At 34.3% G+C, this 24,524-nt stretch carries 19 protein-coding genes and 1 pseudogene; 17 read left to right on the top strand and 3 right to left on the bottom strand.

The window, feature by feature from the left end; translation table 11 throughout:
- The gene (gene parC / locus DT250_RS02340; protein ID WP_001147486.1) at positions 1-2,424 is read left to right on the top strand and encodes a DNA topoisomerase IV subunit A; all 2,424 of its coding nucleotides are present in this window, start codon (positions 1-3) and stop codon (positions 2,422-2,424) included.
- 228 nt (positions 2,425-2,652) lie between these two features.
- Positions 2,653-3,684 (top strand): oxidoreductase, encoded by a 1,032-nt coding sequence (locus DT250_RS02335; protein WP_088064186.1) that lies wholly within the window; start codon positions 2,653-2,655, stop codon positions 3,682-3,684.
- 56 nt (positions 3,685-3,740) lie between these two features.
- Here DT250_RS02335 and DT250_RS02330 read toward each other — a convergent pair whose 3' ends face one another.
- A complete protein-coding gene (locus DT250_RS02330) occupies positions 3,741-4,184 on the bottom strand; it encodes a VOC family protein (RefSeq protein WP_097889910.1) in 444 nt (147 codons plus the stop codon).
- Positions 4,185-4,243: 59 nt separating this feature from the next.
- Between DT250_RS02330 and DT250_RS02325 the strand changes: the two genes are divergently transcribed.
- Positions 4,244-5,212 carry a helix-turn-helix transcriptional regulator gene (locus tag DT250_RS02325; protein WP_097889909.1) on the top strand — a complete coding sequence of 323 codons (969 nt, stop codon included), beginning with the start codon at positions 4,244-4,246 and terminating at the stop codon, positions 5,210-5,212.
- A gap of 94 nt (positions 5,213-5,306) precedes the next feature.
- Here the strand turns inward: DT250_RS02325 and DT250_RS02320 are convergent, their stop codons facing one another.
- Positions 5,307-5,927, bottom strand: coding sequence for a TetR/AcrR family transcriptional regulator (locus tag DT250_RS02320; protein WP_116300162.1), 621 nt, complete (start codon positions 5,925-5,927; stop codon positions 5,307-5,309).
- 137 nt (positions 5,928-6,064) lie between these two features.
- Between DT250_RS02320 and DT250_RS02315 the strand changes: the two genes are divergently transcribed.
- The 10 genes from DT250_RS02315 (at position 6,065) to DT250_RS02265 (ending at position 18,990) form a co-directional block, all read left to right on the top strand.
- A complete protein-coding gene (locus DT250_RS02315; RefSeq protein WP_060487381.1) occupies positions 6,065-6,958 on the top strand; it encodes an ABC transporter ATP-binding protein in 894 nt (297 codons plus the stop codon).
- Positions 6,951-7,757: an ABC transporter permease subunit gene (locus tag DT250_RS02310; protein ID WP_097908438.1), complete on the top strand. Its 807-nt coding sequence runs from the start codon at positions 6,951-6,953 to the stop codon at positions 7,755-7,757. Before DT250_RS02315 ends, DT250_RS02310 begins: the two co-directional genes overlap by 8 nt.
- A gap of 289 nt (positions 7,758-8,046) precedes the next feature.
- Positions 8,047-8,580: a sigma-70 family RNA polymerase sigma factor gene (locus DT250_RS02300; protein ID WP_149212432.1), complete on the top strand. Its 534-nt coding sequence runs from the start codon at positions 8,047-8,049 to the stop codon at positions 8,578-8,580.
- A 12-nt stretch (positions 8,581-8,592) separates the two neighbouring features.
- A complete protein-coding gene (locus DT250_RS02295; RefSeq protein WP_060487378.1) occupies positions 8,593-9,591 on the top strand; it encodes a hypothetical protein in 999 nt (332 codons plus the stop codon).
- Between the two features lie 17 nt (positions 9,592-9,608).
- Entirely contained in the window at positions 9,609-10,646 is a 1,038-nt protein-coding gene (locus DT250_RS02290) for an LCP family protein (RefSeq protein ID WP_149212431.1), read from the top strand.
- A gap of 205 nt (positions 10,647-10,851) precedes the next feature.
- Positions 10,852-12,114 carry a dicarboxylate/amino acid:cation symporter gene (locus DT250_RS02285; RefSeq protein WP_106383400.1) on the top strand — a complete coding sequence of 421 codons (1,263 nt, stop codon included), beginning with the start codon at positions 10,852-10,854 and terminating at the stop codon, positions 12,112-12,114.
- Positions 12,115-12,427: 313 nt separating this feature from the next.
- A complete protein-coding gene (locus tag DT250_RS02280) occupies positions 12,428-14,131 on the top strand; it encodes a peptide ABC transporter substrate-binding protein (protein WP_149212430.1) in 1,704 nt (567 codons plus the stop codon).
- A gap of 307 nt (positions 14,132-14,438) precedes the next feature.
- Positions 14,439-16,145 carry a peptide ABC transporter substrate-binding protein gene (locus DT250_RS02275; RefSeq protein WP_088064175.1) on the top strand — a complete coding sequence of 569 codons (1,707 nt, stop codon included), beginning with the start codon at positions 14,439-14,441 and terminating at the stop codon, positions 16,143-16,145.
- Positions 16,146-16,450: 305 nt separating this feature from the next.
- The gene (locus DT250_RS02270; protein ID WP_088608901.1) at positions 16,451-18,157 is read left to right on the top strand and encodes a peptide ABC transporter substrate-binding protein; all 1,707 of its coding nucleotides are present in this window, start codon (positions 16,451-16,453) and stop codon (positions 18,155-18,157) included.
- A gap of 113 nt (positions 18,158-18,270) precedes the next feature.
- A complete protein-coding gene (locus DT250_RS02265) occupies positions 18,271-18,990 on the top strand; it encodes a class I SAM-dependent methyltransferase (protein ID WP_048565907.1) in 720 nt (239 codons plus the stop codon).
- Positions 18,991-19,030: 40 nt separating this feature from the next.
- Here the strand turns inward: DT250_RS02265 and DT250_RS02260 are convergent, their stop codons facing one another.
- Positions 19,031-19,414, bottom strand: a complete 384-nt coding sequence (locus tag DT250_RS02260) for a hypothetical protein (protein ID WP_048544012.1) — start codon at positions 19,412-19,414, stop codon at positions 19,031-19,033.
- Positions 19,415-19,549: 135 nt separating this feature from the next.
- Here DT250_RS02260 and DT250_RS02255 point away from each other — a divergent pair, with 135 nt between their 5' ends.
- The 4 genes and pseudogenes from DT250_RS02255 to DT250_RS02230 all read left to right on the top strand — a co-directional run bounded on the left by DT250_RS02255 (position 19,550) and on the right by DT250_RS02230 (position 24,508).
- Positions 19,550-19,885, top strand: coding sequence for a hypothetical protein (locus DT250_RS02255; RefSeq protein WP_088064493.1), 336 nt, complete (start codon positions 19,550-19,552; stop codon positions 19,883-19,885).
- A gap of 119 nt (positions 19,886-20,004) precedes the next feature.
- Positions 20,005-20,145 (top strand): annotated as a pseudogene (locus DT250_RS02250) (VOC family protein); the annotation flags it as partial.
- Between the two features lie 321 nt (positions 20,146-20,466).
- Positions 20,467-21,822, top strand: coding sequence for an RNA-guided endonuclease TnpB family protein (locus DT250_RS02240; RefSeq protein WP_149212429.1), 1,356 nt, complete (start codon positions 20,467-20,469; stop codon positions 21,820-21,822).
- A 586-nt stretch (positions 21,823-22,408) separates the two neighbouring features.
- Positions 22,409-24,508, top strand: coding sequence for a vWA domain-containing protein (locus DT250_RS02230; protein WP_087982149.1), 2,100 nt, complete (start codon positions 22,409-22,411; stop codon positions 24,506-24,508).
- Positions 24,509-24,524: the final 16 nt, after the last annotated feature.

Here is a 24,524-nt window from a genome sequence, read left to right as displayed (position 1 = left end):
ATGCAGGCAGAGAAGTTTCATGACCTCCCGCTTGAAGACGTGTTAGGTGACCGCTTTGCACGTTATAGTAAATATATTATTCAAGATCGCGCGCTTCCAGATGCGCGTGACGGTTTAAAACCGGTGCAAAGACGTATTTTATATTCTATGTATGTAGAAGGAAATGTACATGATAAAGCATTTCGTAAATCAGCTAAAACAGTTGGTAATGTTATTGGTAACTACCATCCACACGGTGATTCCTCTGTATATGAGGCGATGGTACGTTTAAGTCAAACTTGGAAAGTACGTAATGTTTTAGTTGAAATGCATGGTAATAATGGTAGTGTGGATGGCGATCCAGCAGCGGCAATGCGTTATACGGAAGCACGATTATCACCAATCGCATCTGAGTTATTGCGTGATCTCGATAAAGAAACAGTAGAATTCGTGTCAAATTTCGATGATACGAGTGAAGAACCTGTTGTACTTCCAGCGATGTTCCCGAACTTACTAGTGAACGGATCGACAGGAATTTCAGCTGGTTATGCAACAGAAATTCCTCCGCATCACCTTGGGGAAGTAATTGATGCGACGATGATGCGTATTGATAAGCCGAATAGTACTGTTGATGATTTATTAACAGTTATGAAAGGACCAGATTTCCCGACAGGTGGTATTATTCAGGGGATTGATGGTATCAAAAAAGCGTATGAAACAGGAAAAGGTAAAATTATTATTCGCGGAAAAGCTGAAGTTGAAACAATCCGTGGTGGGAAGCAACAAATCGTTATTACAGAAATTCCGTATGAAGTAAATAAAGCGAACCTTGTTAAAAAAATGGATGAATTACGTCTAGATAAAAAACTAGATGGAATTGCTGAAGTACGTGATGAGACAGATCGTACAGGTCTTCGCATCGTTGTAGAGTTAAAAAAAGAAGTAAATGCTGAAGGTATTTTAAATTATTTATATAAGAACACAGATTTACAAATTCCATATAACTTTAATATGGTAGCGATAAATAATCGTCGTCCGACACTTATGACATTACCTAAGATTTTGGATGCGTATATTGGGCATCAAAAAGAAGTTGTTACGAGACGCTCACAATATGAATTAAGAAAAGCAGAAAACCGTCAACATATTGTAGAAGGTTTAAAGAAAGCATTATCGATTTTAGATGAAGTGATTGAAACAATCCGTGCTTCTAAGGATAAACGTAATGCAAAAGATAATTTAAGTACGAAATTTGGATTTACAGAAGCGCAATCAGAAGCAATTGTTTCGCTGCAACTATATCGTTTAACGAATACAGATATTACGGCGCTAGAACAAGAAGCAGACGAGCTTAATAAGAAGATTATAGAGTTACAGTCAATTTTACAAAGTGAAAAAAGACTTCTTCAAGTTATTAAAACAGATTTGAAGAGAGTCAAGAAAACATATAGTGATGATCGCCGTGCTATTATTGAAGAACAAATTGAGGAAATTAAAATCGATGTGGAAGTTATGATTCCGCAGGAAGATGTCATCGTTACTGTAACGAAAGAAGGATATGTGAAACGAACAGGTTGGCGTTCACATAATGCATCGAACGGAAAAGACTTCGGTATGAAAGAGGGTGACATCTTACTGGAGCGATTCGATACGAATACGACAGAGACAGTCCTCTTATTTACGAATAAAGGAAACTATATATATCTGCCAGTATATGAAATGCCAGAAATTCGTTGGAAAGATTTAGGTCAACACGTTGCGAATCTCGTTTCACTCGAGCGGGATGAAATGATTATTTGGGCGACCGTCGTACCGAATTTTGAAGAAGAAAAACGATTTATCGTATTTGTTACACGAAATGGTATGATTAAGAAAACAGAATTAAACCAATATAAAGTTCAGCGTTATTCAAGAGCGTTCGTCGCTGTGAATTTGAAAAAAGATGATTATGTTGTAGATATATTTGCAACAGATGGAACGAGTGATATTGTTCTTGCAACCTATGGTGCATATGCACTTATTTTCCATGAAGATGAAGTAAGTCCAGTCGGTGTAAGGGCCGCTGGTGTAAAAGCAATTAACTTAAAAGAAGATGATTATGTCGCTTCGGGTAAACCTTTAAATGGTGACAAAGATCAACTTATTCTTGTTACGCAGCGAGGTGCTGTAAAACGTCTAAAAGCATCAGAAATTGAGAAATCAACGAGAGCGAAGCGAGGTCTTGTTATTTTTAAAGAGTTAAAACGTAATCCATACCGTATTGTCGGTATTGAAATTGTTCGAGATGATGAACTAGTATATATGAAGACTGAGAAACATATTGTAGAAGAAATTGATCCGAAAGCGTATCGAAATAAAGACCGGTATAGTAATGGTAGTTTAGTACTAGATGTTAATGATACTGGTGAAGTTATTGAAACGTGGACAAAAAAACGACCAGAGTAAAAAAGCATCTTGCTATGAATAATGGCAAGATGCTTTTTTCTAGGCAAATTATTATGTAAATAATAATAATCTTGTTATAATAACTGAATGAAATCGTTCTCATAAAGTGGAACTTTAATCAATCGGACTTTTACGAGCAGTTGATTCCTCAACTAATTTCTTTGCTTTCGCTGAATTTTGAGGTAGGAATCTTACTGTCCGTTAAAGCGGGACAGATGGAGGGGCAACATGGAAAAAATAGGTGTAGGCATTGTAGGATTTGGATTTTCTAGTACAACATTTCACATCCCATTATTACAAACGATAGAAGAATATGATATTCGTGCTATTTTATCTTCAAAAGAAGAACTAGTGAAGCAAGCATTACCAAATGCTGAAGTTGTTGGCACAATTGAGGAATTAGTAAATCGTGCTGATATTGACTTAGTGGTCATTACTTCACCGAATACAACTCATTTTCCATATGTAAAAGAAGCAATTTTACATGGTAAGCATGTAGTTGTGGAGAAGCCATTCGTTGTTTCAATTGAAGAAGGCGAAGAACTAATTTCATTAGCAAAACAGCATAATGTGGTGTTAAGCGTGTATCATAATCGCCGTTTTGATAATGATTTCTTAACGATAAAGAAATTGTTAGAAGAAAATAGAGTAGGGAATCTATACGCATATGAAGCGCATTTCGATCGTTTTCGCCCGAATGTACGTGATCGCTGGAGAGAAAAGAATTTACCAGGATCAGGTATACTGTATGATTTAGGATCGCATTTAATTGACCAAGCATTATCATTATTTGGGAAACCAGATGCGATAAGTGCAGATGTAATCAAACAACGACCAGGTGCAGAAATTGATGATTACTTCCATGTTATACTTCACTACGGTGTTAAACGTGTCACTTTACATAGTAGCAGTTACGTAAAGCAAGAAGGTCCACACTTTACACTGCATGGAGATAAAGGTTCTATCGTGAAATACGGTATGGATTCACAGGAAGAACAATTAAAAAATGGAATGAAGCCAGGCGATAACGGTTATGGAGTAGATGCTGAAGAGAATTTTGCTACTTTACATACGGAAGAAAAGCTAGAGCGTATTCCAACAGAAGTTGGCTGTTATGACATGTATTATAAAGGTGTAAGAGATAGTATAGTAAATGGTGAGAAACCACCTGTAACAGCACAAGAAGGCTTAGAAGTTATTCGACTTATTCAATTAGCGATTGAAAGTAGTGAAACCGGTAGAGTCATCACTATAAAGTAAAAAAGACACGAATTTCGTGTCTTTTTTATTAGGAATATGTGAATATGGATAATTATTTAGTTTAATCGTTTGTCATACATTAACTGGATTTGTATGCCGTAAGGATCTTCAATAATCCCATATGCTTCACTAAATATATTTTTTTCTAGCGGAGAGATTATCTTCACATGCTTATCGGAAATTAAATTATTATAAAACCTTTGTATTTCTTCTAAATTAGCGCTTTGAATGCAAAGTGACATGTTATTTCCAACGTTATAACGTTCATTAGGTTTCATTGTATCTTCTGCTATCATTAGCTTTGTATTCCCAATTTGTAAAACAGAGTGAGCAATATGATCTTTATTTTCACTTGTAATTTTAAAAGAACTATCTCTTTTGGCCATTTCTCCATACGTAACAATCATTAACTGCGTAGCTTCTAAATTACGTGTGTAAAAATTAATTGCCTCCTTTGCTTGCCCATTCATTGAAAGAAAAATAGCTATTTCTAATGTCATAAATATATAACTCCTTTATTAGTTAATAATTATAATATAGACTAAAAAGGTTCCAATACATGACACCTTTTTGGGAGGGAAATATGAAAAAAACGGAACGAATAAATGATATGCTTATTTTCTTAAATAATAAAAGATATTTTAATTTAAAAGATTTAATGGCTAGATATGATATTTCTAAAAGTACCGCGTTGCGAGATATTCAATCATTGGAAGAAATAGGTGTACCAATATATTCTGAACTAGGTAGAAATGGAAGTTATAAAATTATAGAAAATAGTGTGTTATCGCCAATTTATTTTAGTGTGGATGAAATGTATGCGTTATACTTTTCGATTCTTACGCTAAATGGATACAAGACAAAACCATTTAATGTAGAAAGTATTGCGCTTGAAAATAAATTTAAACATGTATTACCTGATAATGTGAGTGAAAATATTTCAATCATGGAAAGAACGCTTTCTTTTGAAGTAACAAATCATAGTAATTTTAGTCCGTTCTTAAAAGAAATTTTACAGGGGATTTTTGCTGAGCGAGTTTATCATTTAACATATTTAAAAAAAGATGAGGAAAAAGTATTGGGCGCCCAATTTATTCGAATAGAATCTAAATTTGGCCAGTGGTATGCTAAAATCTTTAATTTTGAGACAAATAATGTTCAAATAATTAGATGTGATAAAATTCTTTCTATTGAGGAAACAAGCAATACGAATCCAAAAAATCTTGAAGAGTTGTTAAGTTATCTTACAACTTTTCACAGAAAGCCGGATGCAATTGATTTTCGTGTCATTGTTAATCAAAAAGGAAAAGATATTTTTGATAAAGAGAATTATCCTTCCATGAGGATACAAAAAGAAAATGAAAATTATAGTATAACAGGCTATTTTAACAAACAAGAAGTTGAGTTTATTTCAAGTTACTTTCTGAATTTCGGTGAAACAATTATCTCAATTCAGCCAGTTATGCTAAAAGAGTTAATCTATAATAAGGTATTATCTATAAAGCAGCATTTAACTGCTTTAAGATAAAGTTAGTTTTAATCATTTTATTGACATGAAAAAGCCCTTGAGATTTAAATATCCAAAGGGCTTTTTTTGTGATGGTATTTGTTCTTTAGAAACATTATTTTTCTGGGACGGACAGTCCATAAAAGAACATCGTAACGATATCTTGTATATGTTTTTCGCGATCTCCTTCAAGAAGCTGAGCCCCGAAATCATCACCTAGTTTAGTGAACATTTGAATGTATAGTAACATCATTTCTTTAGTAAGGTGAGGGTTAATTTCATTTTTTTGCTGTGCTTGTTCTAGTATTTCTAAATACCAAGGCAGGATTTTTTCGTTTTGATAACTATAAATAAACTCTCGGAGCTCTTCATCTCTTTGCATCATTTGTAGTAACATATCCGGCTGAAATAACCCACCAGTATTCATTTTTCTTACAATCATTTTTTGCATCATCTCATGAAAAGGTAATTTTTCCTCTGCAAGATCTTTATAATATTGAAATTCAGATATGATAAATTCTTGTATAAGCTCTCTAAATAATGCATCTTTACTTCCGAAATGATTATAAATGGTAACTTGAGAAACATTTGCTTCTTTTGCAATATGTTCTATTTTCACTTCATTAAATCCACGTTCTGAAAATAATAAGAAGGCTGCCTCTTTAATGGCACGTTTTTTCTTTTCTTTCACTTTTTCAAAGCCGTTCAATGCAATCACCTCAATTAAAATATACAAGAAAAAATAATGGAAAACAATAATTTTGAAATATGGACATATAAATATTTCAAAAAGTTGTTGCGAATATGAAAGATGAGGAGTACAATGATTTTGAAATATCACATATTAAATATTTCAAAAAATGAGGTGGAATTATGATTTCAGTTCAAAATGTCACAAAACAGTTTTCAAATGGAAAAGGTTTGTTTCATATTACATTTGATGTAAAAGAAGGGGAAGTATTTGGTTACTTAGGACCAAATGGTGCTGGGAAATCCACAACAATTCGTAATTTAATGGGATTTATAAAACCGACAGCTGGTAAAGCGACAATTTTTGGATTAGATTGTTGGAATGAAGCGGCGAAAATCCAAAGGAAAGTTGGGTATCTGCCAGGTGAAATTTCTTTTATTGAAGGAATGAACGGATTAGATTTTTTAAAGTTAATGCAAGGAATGCGCGGGTTAAAGGATACGAAAAGACGAGATGAATTAATAGAACGTCTACAATTTGATGTGAAAACACCGATTCGAAAAATGTCTAAAGGAATGAAGCAAAAAGTAGGAATTGTTGCTGCTTTTATGCATGATCCGGAAGTGTTAATTTTAGATGAACCAACATCAGGACTCGATCCACTTATGCAGCAAGTGTTTATCGATTTAATATTAGAAGAAAAGCAAAGAGGGAAAACAATCCTTATGTCATCGCACATTTTTACTGAGATTGAGAGAACTTGTGACAGAGTGGCTATAATTAAAGATGGTCGCCTTGTAACGGTTGAAAATATTCATGATTTACAAAGCTTGAGACGACAGGTAATAGATGTAACCGTATCATCGCAAGAAGAGATTGAATCTCTTACACAATGTAATTTGCAATTTGAAGCGGTGAAAGGTAGAGAAGCATCGATTATTGTGCAAGGAAACTATCAAACTGTTTTACAAACACTTTCAAACTATAATGTAACGGCGCTTCAAACGAGAGCAATGGATTTAGAACATTTATTTATGCATTATTACGATAAGAAAGAAGGGGTAAAGCATGAATAAGCAATTGTTTTTAGCTAGTTTGAAAGAAACACAAAAAAGTATTTTGAGTTATGCAACTGGTGCAGCTCTATATTTATGGTTATTAATTTGGATCTTCCCTTCAATGGTATCAGCGAAAGGGTTAAATGAATTAATAAGTGCTATGCCTGATAGTGTGAAAAAAATTGTTGGAATGGAAAGTCCGATTCAAAACGTAATGGATTTTTTAGCTGGCGAATATTATAGTCTATTGTTTATTATCATATTAACAATTTTTTGTGTAACAGTTGCAACGCATTTAATTGCTCGTCATGTAGATAAAGGAGCGATGGCATACTTGCTAGCAACACCTGTATCTAGAGTGCAAATTGCAATCACGCAAGCGGCTATTCTCGTATTAGGGCTACTAATCATAGTAACTGTTACGTATGTAGCGGGTATAGTAGGTGCAGAGTGGTTTCTACAAGATAATAACTTAAATAAAGAATTATTCCTGAAGATAAATATAGTCGGTGGGTTAATATTTTTAGTCGTTAGTGCGTATTCATTTTTCTTTTCTTGTATATGTAATGACGAAAGAAAGGCACTTAGCTACTCAGCAAGTTTAACTATTTTATTTTTCGTAACGGACATGGTAGGTAAATTAAGCGATAAGTTAGAGTGGATGAGAAATATATCATTATTTACGCTATTTCGTCCGAAAGAAATTGCTGAGGGAACATATAATATATGGCCAGTGAGTATAGGTTTAACTACTGGAGCACTTTGTATTTTCATAGTAGCAATTGTAGTGTTTAGAAAGAGGGATTTACCGTTGTAAAGTAGAAAGTCCACGGATAGAGTGGGCTTTTTTTGATGAGGAGGAAACGAATGGGGTGCAGCTATATATATGATGTAGAAAAGTCATTATTGTTTTATGAGAAAATAATTGTTTTAAAGTTGTCGATCCAAATGGATATGTCCTCAGAGTTACGTATAAAAAAGGTAAACATGAAGAATGTTTACCTTTTTTTATGGAAATATTCAAAAAAATGAACCTTTTTCTAGGCTCATCCGTCTAATACATGTAAAGTTAAATTTGAAGTGAGGATGAAACAGGAGGAGCAATTGTGAAAGTAATCCCTTTATATAAAATGATTGTAAAAGAAGAAACCGATGTTTCCTTAGCGAAAAAAGGTGATCATGAAGCGTTTATGGCGCTTATACATACAGAAAAAATGAAGATGTATCGTATTGCAAAGGCTATGTTACGTGATGAGACAAATATAGAGGATGCGATACAGGCAACAATTTTAAAAGCCTATGAAAATATAAAAAAATTAAAGAAAGAAGAGTTTTTTCAAACTTGGTTAATTCGAATTTTGATAAATGAGTGTAACAACATTATTAGATCATACAAAAAGATAATGGTAATAGAAGAAAATGATTACAATATGAGTGCTTGTGATCAGTATGAAGATATAGATTTGTGTAATGCGATTCAATCATTACATGGAGAGTTAAGAGCGGTTACGGTGCTTTTTTATTATGAAGATATGAATCAAGAAAGTATAGCGAAGCTTTTAGAAGTGCCAAAAGGAACAGTGAAATCGAGATTGTCACGCGCGAGGGAACAATTGCAAAAGCGATTAAAGATGGAATAGGAGGTGTATAGGATGGATAACGAAAAATTATTTGATGAGAAAATAAAAAAGAGAATAAAAGAAGAGAATGTTATAGTACCACCAGAGTTAAATGAAAAGATTAATCGTACACTACATAATCTTCCGGTAAAAAAGAAAGGTTACAAAGTTTATATGATGGCTATAAGTGCTGCGGTTCTAACACTGTCTATTGTGTCTATGTCGGAGTTTTCTGATCAAATTTTTGCTCAAAATGGTGGGGTATTTGAATATGTAAAGAAAAAGGCGTTTTCTGATTATGAAAATGAAGAAGAAATAAAATCGAACGTAAACTATCCAGATAAAGAAAAGATTCATGAAAAGATGCTGGATTCCATTGATCATTTTAAAAATATTTCAGGACAATTTGAGGAATATTCTAGTTCGTCAAGAATCGCTACAACATACAAATATGCGATTGATACGGAGCAACAAAGAGGTATCTCTTCGAAAGAAGATAAGCTAACGAAAAAACGAACAATTATATATAACGAGGGCAAGAAAAAAGAATTTGATGATGAGAAGTATACATATAGAGAGACAAAATGGAGCCCGAAGGAAAGAAACTATGAACTATTAAAATTAAATCCTACGGAAAGATTATTGAGAAAATCAGGTGAAAAGAAACGATATGATGACGAATATGTGGGATTTGCGAAGTATAGTATGCAATCAGAATTTGCTGAGCTATTAATCCGATATAAAGATTGGAATTATAAAGAAACGAAGTATCTTGGACTTGATTGCTACAAAATAGAAGGGACAATAAACATAGAAATGCCTGTAAGTACATCTGAAGATTTAAGAGGGAAATTTGAAATGGTTGTAGAGAAAAATACGGGGATTATGCTAAAGTTCCTTAGTTTCCACGAAGGTATGATTCAATATTCGATTACAACTGAATGGATACAAATAAACAAAGGGTTGAAAGAGAATGTATTTCAAAAGGATAGTACTAATTATGAAAAATTGAAAAATATATTAGATGAATAGAAAACGGAGGGAACGATATGGAGAATACCTCTTCTTCAAGAGAAAAGAAAAATAAAAGAAAATATAAAAAGACAACGATAATAAGTGTCTTGTTAGTAGTATTACTATTTGGCGGAGTTGGATATGGTACTTATGTATATATGAAAACTTCTAATCTCGTACAAAAGTCTAGTTTAAATTTAGCGCGTGGTGAAAAATCACATTTACGTGAGGAAACTGTAAAGCCAATTGCAAACAATGTTTCACTTTTAATTATGGGAGTTGATGAAAATCAAGAACGACAAAAGGAGTATAATGGTGCTTTCCATACAGATGCACTACTGTTAGCTACTTTTAATAAAGATGATAAGACAGTGAAATTAACGAGCATACCACGTGATACATATACATATGTTCCAGTTGAAAAGAAAAAAGATAAAATAACGCATGCATATGGAAGTGGTTTCGTTAAAAATGGTAAAGATGGAGGACCGCAAGCTTCAGTGGAAGCAGTAGAAAAGTTGTTACAAGTGCCTGTTGATTATTTTGTGAAGTTTAATTTTAATTCATTTACTAAAATTGTTGATGGATTAGATGGAATTGAAGTAAATGTCCCAGTTGAATTTACGGAGCAAAATAGTAAAGATGAACCTGACGCAATCCATTTGAAAAAAGGACTACAAAAATTAACAGGGGAAGAAGCACTTGCACTGGCAAGAACGCGTCATATTGATAGTGATGCAATGAGAGGTCAGCGCCAACAACTTGTTATTGAAGCGATGTTAAGTAAATTAAAAAGTGTAGGCTCGATTACGAAGCTAGAAAAAATAGTTGAGGCGATTGACGGCGATTTTAAAACAAATTTAGTAATGGATGATATTTTATCTTTTTATAAATACGGTTTAAATGGTTCAGTTGAAAAGATTCAATTAGGCGGAGATGATTTATATTTACCTAACGGTCCAAATGGGCAACGTGTATATTATTATAACCCTAATAAAAAAGATCTACAGAGTTTGAGTAATACGCTTAGAACACATCTAGGATTAAGTGAAAAGCAGATTGAGGAGAATTAAAGCAGGCATAATGTCTGCTTTTTTATTACGTTTAATAGTATGGCATTTAAATTCAAATATTATATACTATTTTCAAATTATTGATAATAGTGTAACGTAATGATGTGGTTTAAGTTAAATAGCAGGGGGGCTATTACATAAAATACATCATTAGCAATTATTGAAATCGTATGGGAGAAATGAACGAAACAGGGGAGTATTAAAAATGAGAATTGTAAAGAATTTAACATTCCAAGTTATTGTGGCAATTATTTGTGGTATTGCAGTAGGGGCAATTTGGCCTAGTGTTGGACAAGAGATGAAGCCAATTGGTGAAACATTCATCAATATGATTAAAATGGTTATTGCACCGATAATCTTTTTAACGATTGTGCTTGGTATTGCAAGTATGGGAAGTATGAAAAAGGTAGGTCGTGTTGGTGGGAAGGCACTATTATATTTTGAAATCGTTACAACAGCGGCTTTACTTATTGGTATCATCGTAGCGAATGTTGTACGTCCCGGAGATGGATTAGATCCTTCGAAACTAAAGGGAGGAGATGTTTCACAATATGTACAAAGCGGGCAAGAAATGCAGTGGATGGATTTCTTTTTACATATTGTGCCGTCTAACATGTTTGAAGCATTTGCAAAAGGTGATATTTTACAAGTTCTGTTCTTCTCCATTTTATTCGGTGCAGGGTTAACGATGCTCGGGAAAAATGGACAACCTGTTATCGACTTTTTTGAAAGATTATCGAAAGTATTTTTTAATATTTTATCTATTGTTATGAAGTTAGCGCCAGTTGGAGCATTCGGTGGAATGTCGTTTACAATTGGTAAATATGGTTTAAGTACGTTAATACCACTTGGTAAACTAATGATTTGTGTATATACGACAATGGCATTATTTGTTTTTATTGTTTTAAATTTTATTTGTAAACTGTACAAATTTAGTTTGTGGAAATATTTAGCACATATTAAAGAAGAATTATTTATTGTTCTAGGGACATCATCATCAGAATCAGTACTGCCGCGAATGATGACAAAGATGGAAGACTTCGGGTGTTCTAAGCCAGTAGTAGGTTTAGTCATTCCGACAGGTTACTCTTTTAATTTAGATGGAACGACGATTTATTTATCGATGGCAACTATATTTTTAGCTCAAGTTTTTCACGTCGATCTTTCACTAGGTCAACAATTAACTATAATAGCTATTTTATTAGTTACATCTAAAGGGGCAGCAGCAGTAACAGGTGGAGGTTTTATAGTACTAGCATCTACTTTATCTGCAATGAATGTTATCCCGTTAGAAGGGTTAGCGCTATTACTTGGTGTAGATCGTTTCATGTCAGAAGCACGTGCTATCGTCAATTTAATTGGTAACGGTATTGCGACTGTAGTTGTTGCAAAAAGTGAAAATGAATTTGATGAAGAGAAGTATACGAGAGTAATAGAGGAAATGAAAAAAAAGAAAATGGCCGGATAAAAAAGAGGTTTGTTACGATATACATTATTTATTAACAATAATTTACAAGTGTTTTATAGCGAAGGGATATAAAGACTATTAAATCAATACATAGAATTCAATGAGGTATAGTGTTTTAAAAGATTATGGAATTTTTATGAATATTACTGTAAAAAAATAATTTTTTAAAAATTTTCAATAATAACACTTTACAAAACTCGAAAAATTAGTAGAATAATAGTTAATAAGAATCTTCTGATAAATATATAAAGAAAAACAGAATTATCAGAAAATTCTTAAACGAGAGCGTTTAGAATTAGGGAGGGTACAGAAAGTGAAAAAGAAAAAAATGAAAAAACTAACAGCAGTTGTAGCACCAGTTTTAGCAATGAGTATGGCATTAACAGCATGTTCTACATCAGGTGGAGATAAGAAGACAAGCACAAATTCTAGCTCTGGCGGAGATAGCAAATCAGAAGAAAAATTAGCAGCGAAACAAGTGTTCAATAAAACAGAAAATCAGGAAATTCCAACAATGGATACATCGAAGAGTACAGATACTTTGGGCTCTCAAATTTTAGGGAACACAATGGAAGGCTTATACCGTTTAGATAAAGAGAATAAACCAATCCCAGCTGCGGCAGAATCAAGCACGAAGAGTGAGGATGGTAAAAAATATACATTTAAATTACGTAAAGATGCAAAATGGTCAAATGGTGATCCTGTAACAGCGAAAGATTTCGTATTTGCATGGCAACGTTTATTAGATCCAAAAACAGCTGCTGAGTATGCATTCATTGCATTCCCAATTAAAAATGCAGAAGCGGTTAATAAAGGTGAAAAACCTGTAACAGAACTAGGAGTTAAAGCAGTAGATGACCTTACTTTAGAAGTTGAATTAGAACAAGCAGTACCATACTTCTTAAACTTAGTAGCATTCCCATCGTACTATCCATTAAATGAGAAATTCGTAAAAGAAAAAGGGGATAAATACGGTTTAGAATCTGATACAACTGTATATAATGGACCGTTCGTTCTTACTGATTGGAAGCATGAGCAAGGTTGGAAACTGAAGAAGAATGATCAATATTGGGATAAAAAGACTGTAAAATTAGATGAAATTAACTATAGTGTTGTAAAAGAGCCAGCAACTAATGTGAATTTATATGATAGTGGTCAAATTGATTTCTCCTTATTAACAGGTGAATTTGTTGACAAATTTAGAAATAATAAAGAGGAATATGGGGTGTATAACGAACCAAGTACGTTCTTTATACGTTTAAACCAAAAACGTGGTGGACAAGATACACCATTAAAGAGTAAAAAATTACGTGAAGCAATTGCGCTATCAATTGATAAAAAGAATTTAACAAATGTTATTTTAAATGATGGGTCAAAACCTGCAGATTATTTAGTGCCGAAAGGCTTAGCAGCTGGACCTGATGGGAAAGACTTCCAAGAAACGTTTAAAAACGGTATTAAACCAGATGCGAAAAAAGCAGCTGCTGCATGGGAAGAAGCGAAAAAAGAACTTGGAAAAGATCAAGTTACAATTGAGTTTTTAAACTATGATACTGGTAATGCGAAAAAAGTTGGAGAATATGTAAAAGATCAAATTGAGAAAAACTTAAAAGGTGTAACAGTAAATATTAAACTGCAGCCGTTTAAACAAAAACTTAAATTAGAATCAGATCAAGATTATGATATTTCATATGGTGGATGGAGCCCAGATTATGCGGATCCAATGACATATTTAGATATGTTTGAAAGTAAGCACTCTCATAACCAAATGAGTTTCTCTGATCAGAAATATGATGAAATAATTAAAAAAGCTGGCGGGGAATTAATGAGTGATGCGAAGAAACGCTGGGAGGAACTAGGAAAAGCAGAGAAACTACTTCTTCAAGAAGATGTAGCTCTTGTACCTTTATATCAAAGTGCTAGATCTTATGTTATGAAACCGCATGTAAAAGGTGTTGTTAAGCATAATATTAGCCCAGAATACAGCTATAAGTGGGCATATGTTACTGAAAAATAATAGAGTTGAAAAAGTACTTCAAAGCAGTCTACATGCCTTGAAGTACTTTTTTTATTGTACAATTGAACGCGAAAATGAAAGAGTAGAGAAGAAATGAAATGTAGTAGATGGAGGATACGTGTAGTATGGTCATAGAAAATAGAATGTTACTATCTTTAAGTAAAATAAATTTTCTAAATATTTTAAAAATAACTTTACAAAAACGGAAAAGTTAGTAGAATATTAATTAATAAGAATTTTCTGATAACTAGTTATTAGAAAATCTCTCAAAATTAGTTTCGTACATATAATTGGGGAGGATACAAAAATGAAGAAAAAGATGAAAAAGTTTACGGCGGTTGTAGCGCCAGTTTTAGCGATGAGTATGGCGTTGACAGCGTGTTCTGGATCAGGTGGGGAGAAGAAAACAACTACGACGTCTAATGGTGGTGGGGAAGAGAACAAATCCGAAATTAAATACGCAGCAAAACAAGTATTAAATCGTACAGAGAATCAAGAAATTCCGACGATGGATACTTCTAAATCTACTGATACGTTAGGGTCACAAATTTTAGGGAACACGATGGAAGGATTATATCGTTTGGATAAAGATAATAAGCCAATCCCAGCTGCTGCAGAATCTAGTACGAAAAGCGAGGATGGCAAAAAATATACATTTAAATTACGGAAAGATGCAAAATGGTCGAATGGTGATCCTGTAACAGCGAAAGATTTCGTATTTGCATGGCAGCGCTTACTCGATAAAAATACAGCGTCAGAATACGCATTTATTGCTTACTATATTAAAAACGCAGAAGCAATTAATAAGGGTGAAAAACCTCTAACAGATTTGGGGGCAAAAGCGGTAGATGATTATACACTAGAAGTAGAATTAGAAAAGCCAGTACCATATTTCTTGAATTTACTAGCATTCCCGTCATACTATCCGTTAAATGAAAAATTCGTAAAAGAAAAAGGCGATAAGTACGGTTTAGAAGCAGATACAACTGTGTATAACGGGCCGTTCGTGATGTCTTCATGGAAACATGAACAAGGATGGCAGCTAAAGAAAAATGATAAGTATTGGGATAAGAAGACTGTGAAATTAGAAGAAATTAACTATAGTGTAGTAAAAGAAGTTGCGACGAAAGTAAACTTATATGATACAGGATCAATTGATTTTACATTACTATCAGGAGAATTTGTAGATAAATATAAATCGAACAAAGATGAGTACGGTGAGTATTCAGAAGCAAGTACATTCTTCTTACGTTTAAATCAAAAGCGTAACGGACAAGATACACCGTTAAAGAGCAAAAAGCTTCGTGAAGCAATCGCATTATCGGTTGATAAAAAAGGGCTGGCAAACGTTATTTTAAATAATGGTTCAAAAGCAACGGATCAATTGGTTCCAAAAGGGCTGGCGACAGGACCAGACGGTAAAGATTTCCAAGATACATTTAAAAATGGTCTGAAATATGATCCGAAAAAAGGTGCAGCAGCATGGGAAGCAGCGAAAAAAGAACTTGGAAAAGATCAAGTTACAATTGAATTACTAAGTTATGATGATGGAACTGCGAAAAAGATTGCTGATTATGTAAAAGATCAAATTGAGAAAAATTTAAAAGGTGTAACGATTAATACAAAAATTCAGCCGTTCAAACAAAAACTAAAATTAGAGACTGCACAAGATTATGAAATTTCTTATGCAGGTTGGAGTCCAGACTATGCGGATCCAATGACATTTATTGATATGTTTGAATCGAAGAGCCCATATAACCAAATGAGTTATTCAAATGCAAAATACGACGAAATGGTACAAAAATCAGGGAATGAATTAATGAGTGATGCGAAGAAACGTTGGGAGACGTTAGGGAAAGCAGAAAAATTATTCCTTGAAGAAGATGCAGGGTTAGTTCCTTTATATCAAACAGGAAGAGCGTATGTAATGAAACCGAATGTAAAAGGAATTGTGAAACATAACATTAGTCCAGAATATAGCTTTAAGTGGGCTTATGTAACGGAAGGGAAATAGGAAAAAAGAGCGTTAAAAAAATATATTATTTATTTTTTTAACGCTCTTTTACTATTCAATTAAATTTAAATAAATAGAGAAGAATAAGAAAAGTGGTACTTACATATAGTAGATGGGGGAGAATTCGTATAGTAGTAATAGATTGTTATTGATTTAAATAAATTAATTATTATGAATATTCTTTAAAAATACTTTACAAATCGCGAAAAATTAGTAGAATGATAATTAGTAATAATTTTCTGATAATTTAAATTTGAAATCTCTCAAAGTTAGTTTCGTACATATAAATTGGGGAGGGTACAAGAATGAAGAAAAAGATGAAAAAGTTTACGGCGGTTGTAGTGCCAGTTTTAGCGATGAGTATGGCGTTAACAGCGTGTTCTGGATCTTCTGGTGGGGAGAAGAAAACGACAACGACATCTAATAATGGTGGAGAAGAGAAGAAATCTGATATTAAATATGCGGCAAAGCAAGTGTTAAATCGTACAGAAACGAATGAAATTCCGACGATGGACACTTCAAAAAGTACGGATACACTTGGGGCACAAATTTTAGGGAATACAATGGAAGGTTTATATCGCCTTGATAAAGATAATAAGCCAATCCCTGCTGTGGCAGAATCTAGCACGAAAAGCGAGGATGGTAAAAAATATACATTTAAATTACGGAAAGATGCAAAATGGTCGAACGGTGATCCTGTAACAGCGAAAGATTTCGTATTTGCATGGCAACGTCTAGTAGATCCAAAAACAGCTGCTGAGTATGCATTTATTGCTTACTATCTTAAAAATGCAGAAACAATTAATCAAGGAAAAGCAGAAGTAGCTACATTAGGTGTAAAAGCGGTAGATGATCATACGCTTGAAGTTGAACTAGAAAGACCAGTACCATATTTCTTGAATTTAATGGCATTTGCGTCATACTATCCATTAAATGAAAAATTCGTAAAAGAAAAAGGAAATAAATTCGGTTTAGAGTCTGATACAACAGTATATAACGGACCTTTTGTTCTTACTGATTGGAAGCATGAGCAAGGTTGGAAATTGAAGAAGAATGAGCAGTATTGGGATAAAAAGACTGTAAAACTAGATGAAATTAACTATAGTGTAGTAAAAGAACCAGCTACTAGAGTGAATTTATATGATACAGGTGCAATTGATTTCGCAATTTTATCAGGAGAATTTGTTGATAAGTATAGAAATAATAAAGAGGAATTTGGAGCATATTCAGAAACAAGTACGTTTTACTTGCGTCTAAATCAAAAGCGTGGTGGGCAAGATACACCGTTAAAGAGCAAAAAGCTACGTGAAGCAATCGCATTATCCATTGATAAGAAAGCTTTAACGAATGTTATTTTAAATGATGGTTCAAAACCAGTGGATTATTTAGTACCAAAAGGTTTAGCGAGTGGACCAGACGGTAAAGATTTCGCAGAAACGTTCAAGAATGGTTTAAAACAAGATTCTAAAAAGGCAGCAGCAGCATGGGAAGAAGCGAAAAAAGAGCTTGGAAAAGATCAAGTAACAATTGAATTGTTAAATTATGATACTGGTAATGCGAAAAAAGTTGGGGAGTATGTAAAAGATCAAGTTGAAAAGAATTTAAAAGGCGTGACAGTAAATATTAAATTGCAACCATTTAAGCAAAAACTAAAATTAGAATCAGACCAAGATTATGATTTTTCATATGGTGGCTGGAATCCAGATTATGCGGATCCAATGACGTACCTTGATATGTTTGAAACGAAAAATTCTCAAAACCAGATGAGCTACTCAAATTCAAAATATGATGATATTATTACTAAAGGTAAGACAGAATGGATGGCTGATGCAAAAAAACGTTGGACAGAGCTAGGGAAGGCAGAGAAATTGTTACTTGAGGAAGATGTAGCACTTGTACCTTTATATCAAAGTGCTAAATCATATGTTATGAAATCGAATGTAAAGGGAATTGTGAAACATAATATTAGTCCGGAATATAGTTTCAAATGGGCGTATGTAGAAGAGAAATAAAAAAGAGAAGAGCATTTTCAAGTTGCGGTATAGCACTTGGAAATGCTTTTTTTATGTGCACGATTTATTGATAGGTGAATATATGTATTATAGAAAATTTAAAGGAGAATTTTATGAAACGAAATACTTACATCGATTTCCTAGCTTATTACGGAATAGGAAGTGCTCATCCTGGTGGTTTTACGTTAACGAAACAATTGTTAGCACAATTGCCTTTTAGATATGGAGCAAATGTCCTTGAGATAGGCTGTGGTACGGGGAAAACAGCGGCATATATGAAGAAAGAATATGGTTATAAAGTAACGGCGGTTGAAAAGAATGAGATTATGATTCAAAAGGCGAAAGATAGATGGTCGTTTGAAGGAATAGACATTCAATTAATTGAAGGAAATGTAGAGCAATTACCTTGTTTGCATGACTCATTTGAGTTCGTACTCGGAGAATCGATACTCGCTTTTACAGAGAAAGAAAGGGTTATCCCGGAGTGCTATCGTGTACTACAGAAAGACGGTAAACTTGTTGTCATTGAAATGATTATTGATAGGCACATTGAGAAGAGTGAGGAAGGAAAAATTGCCCGACTATACGGGATGAAAGAACTATTAACTGAGAGTGAATGGGTACAATTATTTCAGAAAGCAAATTTTAAAAGAATTACAATTGCTGGCGGTGGTACAATTGCAGAAACAATCTCGGGCTATATAGAAGAGCCAGAATGGAATGTATCCTCGCATATTCCAAATGAATTATATGAGGCATGGGTACAGCATGAAAATGTACGACTTATGTACCAACATATTTTAGGACATCGTATTTTTATATGTGAAAAATAAAGAAAGAGAGTTGACTAAAGCTAGTCAACTCTTTACTATGTTAAATGAAAAATAATGCAGCTAATGTAATTCCGAAGATGAAACCAAATCCGAGTTCAACGCCCCAGCCGCCGCCACCCCAGCCACCACAACTACCGCAACCACGACCGCCACATCCACAGCCGCTGAATCCACCACCACAACCAAATCCGCAACTATCACATCTGCTAAGGCCCCCACAAAGGTCACAGCCACCGTTTGCATATGCGTCATAGTATCCAAATCCTGTATCAAAAGATGAGCGCTGTTGCACTGGTTCAATCCATACAGAGCTGTTTGTCACATCAATTATTTTGCCTAAATGAATGCGACCATCACGATCTTCAATTCGAACGACTTTACCGAAATAACGTTGGCACGTATCGTAACATTTTTGTCTATGCATGTTCTTTCCTCCTTCCCCATTACAGTAATACGATATGTAATGGGGACAAGTGCGGCTTGTACGAATGCCCTATCTATCATAATTGTTATAGGAAAGGGGAAATATAGGAAGAGGATATATAAGGAGGCAAAAGGCATGAAATCTACAGATCAGTTTCAGACATACGAAGTACCGTGGGAAGAATTTATTGAAGCATTGCGAGAGGAAATGAAGAAGCAAGTAGGGGCAGATATAATTGATACAGTAGTTTGCAATTTAGAAGATGGCTTTGAAGTGTATACATATGTGCAGGGGGATTTGGAGTTTGAATACAAGGAAGCACTTGAAAGAAAATACGGAAGCGATGCAAAAACTCCTAATGTGCTAACGATTATGTTATTAGCTAGTATTTATAGTACAAGTGAAGAGAATTTACGCTTGCATGCGGATAATAAAGAAAATCCGGTTGTTGAAGTGTATGTGAAGCAATAAAACACGCTGTGAAGGCGTGTTTTTTATTTGTCCCGTATTAACGGGCAGTAAGGCCCCCACTGATTCAAGTTTCACTTTGTATGATAAAATGTTAGAAAATTAAGAAATATGGTGATGGTTTGAAAATTAAACATCTTAATTTAACAGTTTCAGATGTAGCAGCTACTAGAGAGTTTTTAGAAAAATATTTCGGTTTAACTTGTAGCGGAGCAAGGGGAAATGGCTTTGCGGTTATGCGTGATAATGATGAGTTTATCCTTTTCGGCAAGAAGACTCCATCTGATTTGTGTTACGGGTGAAACCCAACAATTCAGGTGGAGATGAATTGCCGTCAGTCAATAAGGCTGAACTCTTTTGTTTCGTTCATAACAATTTTTTAGGGCGAATGTTTGTTTTTTTGTCTTACGATACAATCTGTCCTTAGATAAGGAGGGAATAGATTGTAAGACAACGAAATTGGATAATGATCATCATTCGGCTACTTGAACCAAAAGGAATTACGATGAAGACCATGTTCACATTTCTTTCCAAATATTGATTTATCAAAAGTAATGAACTTTCTAAGAAAGGTGGTGAAAACAATGGCTAGAAAGAAAGCAGTGAAAGTATTACGTAAACAAAAGAAAAGAGAAACCATGCAACGATTCACTCAAAAACAAAATATCGGACGAGCGTGCCTCACAGCTAAAGAATTTCGTTTACTTCAGCGCATGTCGCATAGTTCAAAAGCATTGCGAAATGTTGGATTGTATACCATTAAACAAAGTTACCTGAATAATAATAAGATTGCTACTGTAAAAGAAGTGGACACTGCTATGCAAGCCGATTTGAATTACTGGGGCATGCAATCAAACTCTGTTCAAGCGATTCGTAGAGCCTTATTTACAGAAGTGAAGAGCTTTTTTAAGGCATTGGAACAGTGGAAGAAAAAACCTGAAGCATTCACAGGTCGTCCTAAGTTTCCAAATTATTCTCGTTCTACTGATAAACGAATTATTGAAATCTATCAAGTTCCAAAAGTGGATGAGAACGGGTATTGGATCATTCCGATGAGTGTGGCATTCAGAAAAAAATTCGGTTCCATTAAAATACGTATGCCTAAGAACTTAAGAAATAAAAAAATCTCCTATATTGAGATTGTACCGAAGCAAAAAGGTCGGTTCTTTGAGGTGCATTATACATATGAAATGCACGTTTCTCAAATGAAGAAACAATCCACGACCACTAGTAACGCTTTGAGTTGCGATTTAGGCGTAGACAGATTAGTAAGTTGCGCAACGAATACAGGTGATACATTCTTAATTGATGGAAAAAAATTAAAATCTATAAACCAATATTTTAACAAAATGATATGTAACCTCCAACAGAAAAATATTGACAATGGAATTTCAAAACGTATTGTAACGAATCAAATGGCTGCACTTTGGCATAAACGAGAACGACAAATAAATGGTTACATTTCACAAACTATAGGCCTGTTGTTCAAAAAAGTGAAAGCATTAGGCATAGGTACGGTTGTCGTAGGCTATAACGTTGGTTGGAAACAAAAATCTGATATGGGAAAAAAGAATAATCAAAAATTTGTTCAAATCCCATTTCATAAACTGATTGCAGCAATTGAGAATAAATGTATAAAAGAAGGTATACGATTTTTCAAACAAGAAGAAAGTTATACTTCAAAAGCTAGTTTTCTAGATAAAGATCCGGTTCCAGTTTGGTCTAAGGATGAGAGGACGCATTATCACTTTAGTGGCAAACGAATCACTCGTGGTCTGTACCAAAGTAAGGCAGGAACATGTATCCATGCTGATATTAATGGTGCATTGAATACATTGGAAAAATCAAGAGTTGTAGAATTGGATGACAATCTCAAAGTGAAAACGCCGATTCTATTAGAAGTGCAAAAACGTAAGGCTGTTGCTTCGCGCATAGCTTAGTGGGTGCGTCAACCATCCATGTGTACTCGACTTGTCGGGGCTTGTAGCAAACGCCGGGTTCATCTGAGTGGTGGCTTCTTCCACAAGGGAGAACTGCTCTTTTTCGAAAGGGTGGTGCAAGTGGGAAAACAATCGTTCGTTGCCAGTACCAACCAAAAATATACTTGGGGTGTTACCGGAAGGTGGCATGAATGCTAGAGCGTCAAACTGTCTAGCGATAGACGAAAAGACCTAGCGTTCGAACTCAAGCCCCCACTGAAACGCTTCATCTCAGTGGGGGTAGTTGACGTTGAAGCACCTGGCGGATTTACAATTGAAGTGATGTGTTAATTTAAAATCAAACTTTTTGATGCTTGTTTTCAATATGAAAAGTAGGAAAAGTCTGTTTTAAGTGTAGAGCTTAAACAGGCTTTTTTACTTATAGTATCGGATAGAAAACGCTAGAAGGAATCATATTCAATATATATATCTGTTTACATAATAAAGTTATGCTGCGCTAGTTGTCCTAAAATACAAGTCATATATCTTGTATCCTCTCATAAATTTAAACATAGGAATTTGTCTACAAAGGTGGCGAAGCCTCATCATGAAAATTCGAATTTGTGCCACATTCATGTTGTTTCTATTTATATGGTTACATCCTTTTTGGACTTTTGCAAAAGGAGAGGAGGCAAAGGAAAGGGTCGTTTCACTTGTATATGATGATTCGGGCAGCATGAGAAATAACGATCGCTGGAAATATGCCAATTATGCTTTGCAAAGTTTAGTTGCGCTATTAGATGAAAAAGATAAATTCTCTTATGTTCCAATGAGCAAGCCGAATGATCCATTAAACATTTCGTTAACGAAGGATAAGAGACAAACAGAAATTGAGGGAATTGGAGCATGGAAAACGTATTTAAATACTCCGTTTAGCGCAGTAGAGACGGCGATGCAATCTATAAAAAAGGAAGCAGATATAGATGGAAAACGTGAATTTTGGCTTATTGTCTTAACTGACGGGGCATTTAATGATTTAGAGAAAGATAAGGTTGGCGGAAAAGAACAAATTACACAGAAGCTAGCACAGTTTAAGAAAGAAATGGATGCAAAAAAGATATCGTTACATCCAATTTTAATTACAATGGAAGAGGATTTAGGGCAGCAAGAAAAGGCACAACTAAATACGTTTAAAGAAATATGGAAGAAAGAGATAAATGGCGTTACGATGCCATCTAGTGGAGAGGATGGTATTGTAAAAAGCGTCAATCAAGTGGCAGCATTAGTTGCAAATCGTGATCCGTTCTCCTCGGTTGAATCGATTGTAAAAACGAAAGTAGTAGGAAAGAAAGTAGAGATTACAACACCATTCCCGTTAAAGCGTATGACGCTTGTACGGCAATCGCCTTCTTTGTCTAATTATCAGGTCACACAAATTTCTAAACCATTACAATTACAATCTTCTTATTCCATACATGCACCAGGAGAAGCGAAATTATTCGGAAATATAGTTCATATAAGTACGGAAAATCACGAAGTTATTAAACCAGGAACGTATACGATAGAAGTGGATCGAGATATTGAGAAAGAAGGATTACAAGTACTAGTTGAACCGGCGCTTAACTATACTGTTTCTACTTATGACAAAGACGATAGTAGTCAAAAAAATGTGGAGAAAATGTACGAAGGTGTTACTGCTGTTATTGAAGCGAAGCCTACGGAATTACCAATTCAGTCTTCATATTTTCAGTCAGAAGTAGAAATAGACGGAAAACAGTACCCGATGAAGTGGGACGATAAAAAACATGTATTTTACTACGAAACGAAGATCGATAAAGGGTTAGTGCGCGGGAAAGTTCATATGAACATAAAGGGGTTTTACAGACAGACGAAGGAATTTAAAATTGAAGTAACTGAAAAACCAAAATTATCATTGCAAACTATTACGAAAGATTATGAGGAAAAAGTAACGAATTTAGAGAATAGTAAACCGTTTATTATACAACCACAGTTAGATGGTAAGCCGATGACAGAAGAAGCTGTAAAGAAACTATTAAAATCTACTGGTGTCACATCTAAACAATCAATCAACTATGAAATAAAACAACAGGATAATCAAATTTATATTTATCCTCGCCCTCATTACTCCGACACATTCAATTTTACAGATACCGGCACCGTAGAAGCTACCATCGTAGTGCAAGATTCAAAATTACAAGAAGTAAAGAAAAATATATCACTTCATATTCAAAATGCACCGTTCTATGAAAAATATGCGCTTATTTTTAAGTTTGTTATTCCTATCACTTTATTATTGTTAGTAGTAGGAATAATCGTTTTAGGATGGATTGTTCGTCCAAGATTTCACCGAAAAGCACTATTGTATTACGAATGGGATCAAGAGGTAGCGAAAGATTGGTTATATCAATCTGAGCCAGAATTACTTAAAAATAAATGGTGGAAACACTATTTTGGCATTCCATTCCGAGCAGAAAGAAAGACTGTGCAATCCGTTACGTTTATAGCAAAGAAAGGATCGAAATCAATATTTGTAGCGAAAGAGTCACAAGTAGTAGGAATGATTATTGATGGGATGTTTATAACAGAAGATGAGGTTGGAATGGAACATAAGACGCTATATCCAAATGAACTTTTAGTAATTGATAGAGGGTATGGTAAAGAAATTTACAAATATGAGTGTGAATAGTAGATAGGGAAAAGGA

Source organism: Bacillus sp. AR2-1, assembly GCF_008368755.1.
GTDB classification, from domain to species: domain Bacteria; phylum Bacillota; class Bacilli; order Bacillales; family Bacillaceae_G; genus Bacillus_A; species Bacillus_A wiedmannii.
The sequence above is the reverse complement of the archived record's forward strand: the minus strand, read 5'-3'. Positions and strand labels throughout refer to the sequence as shown.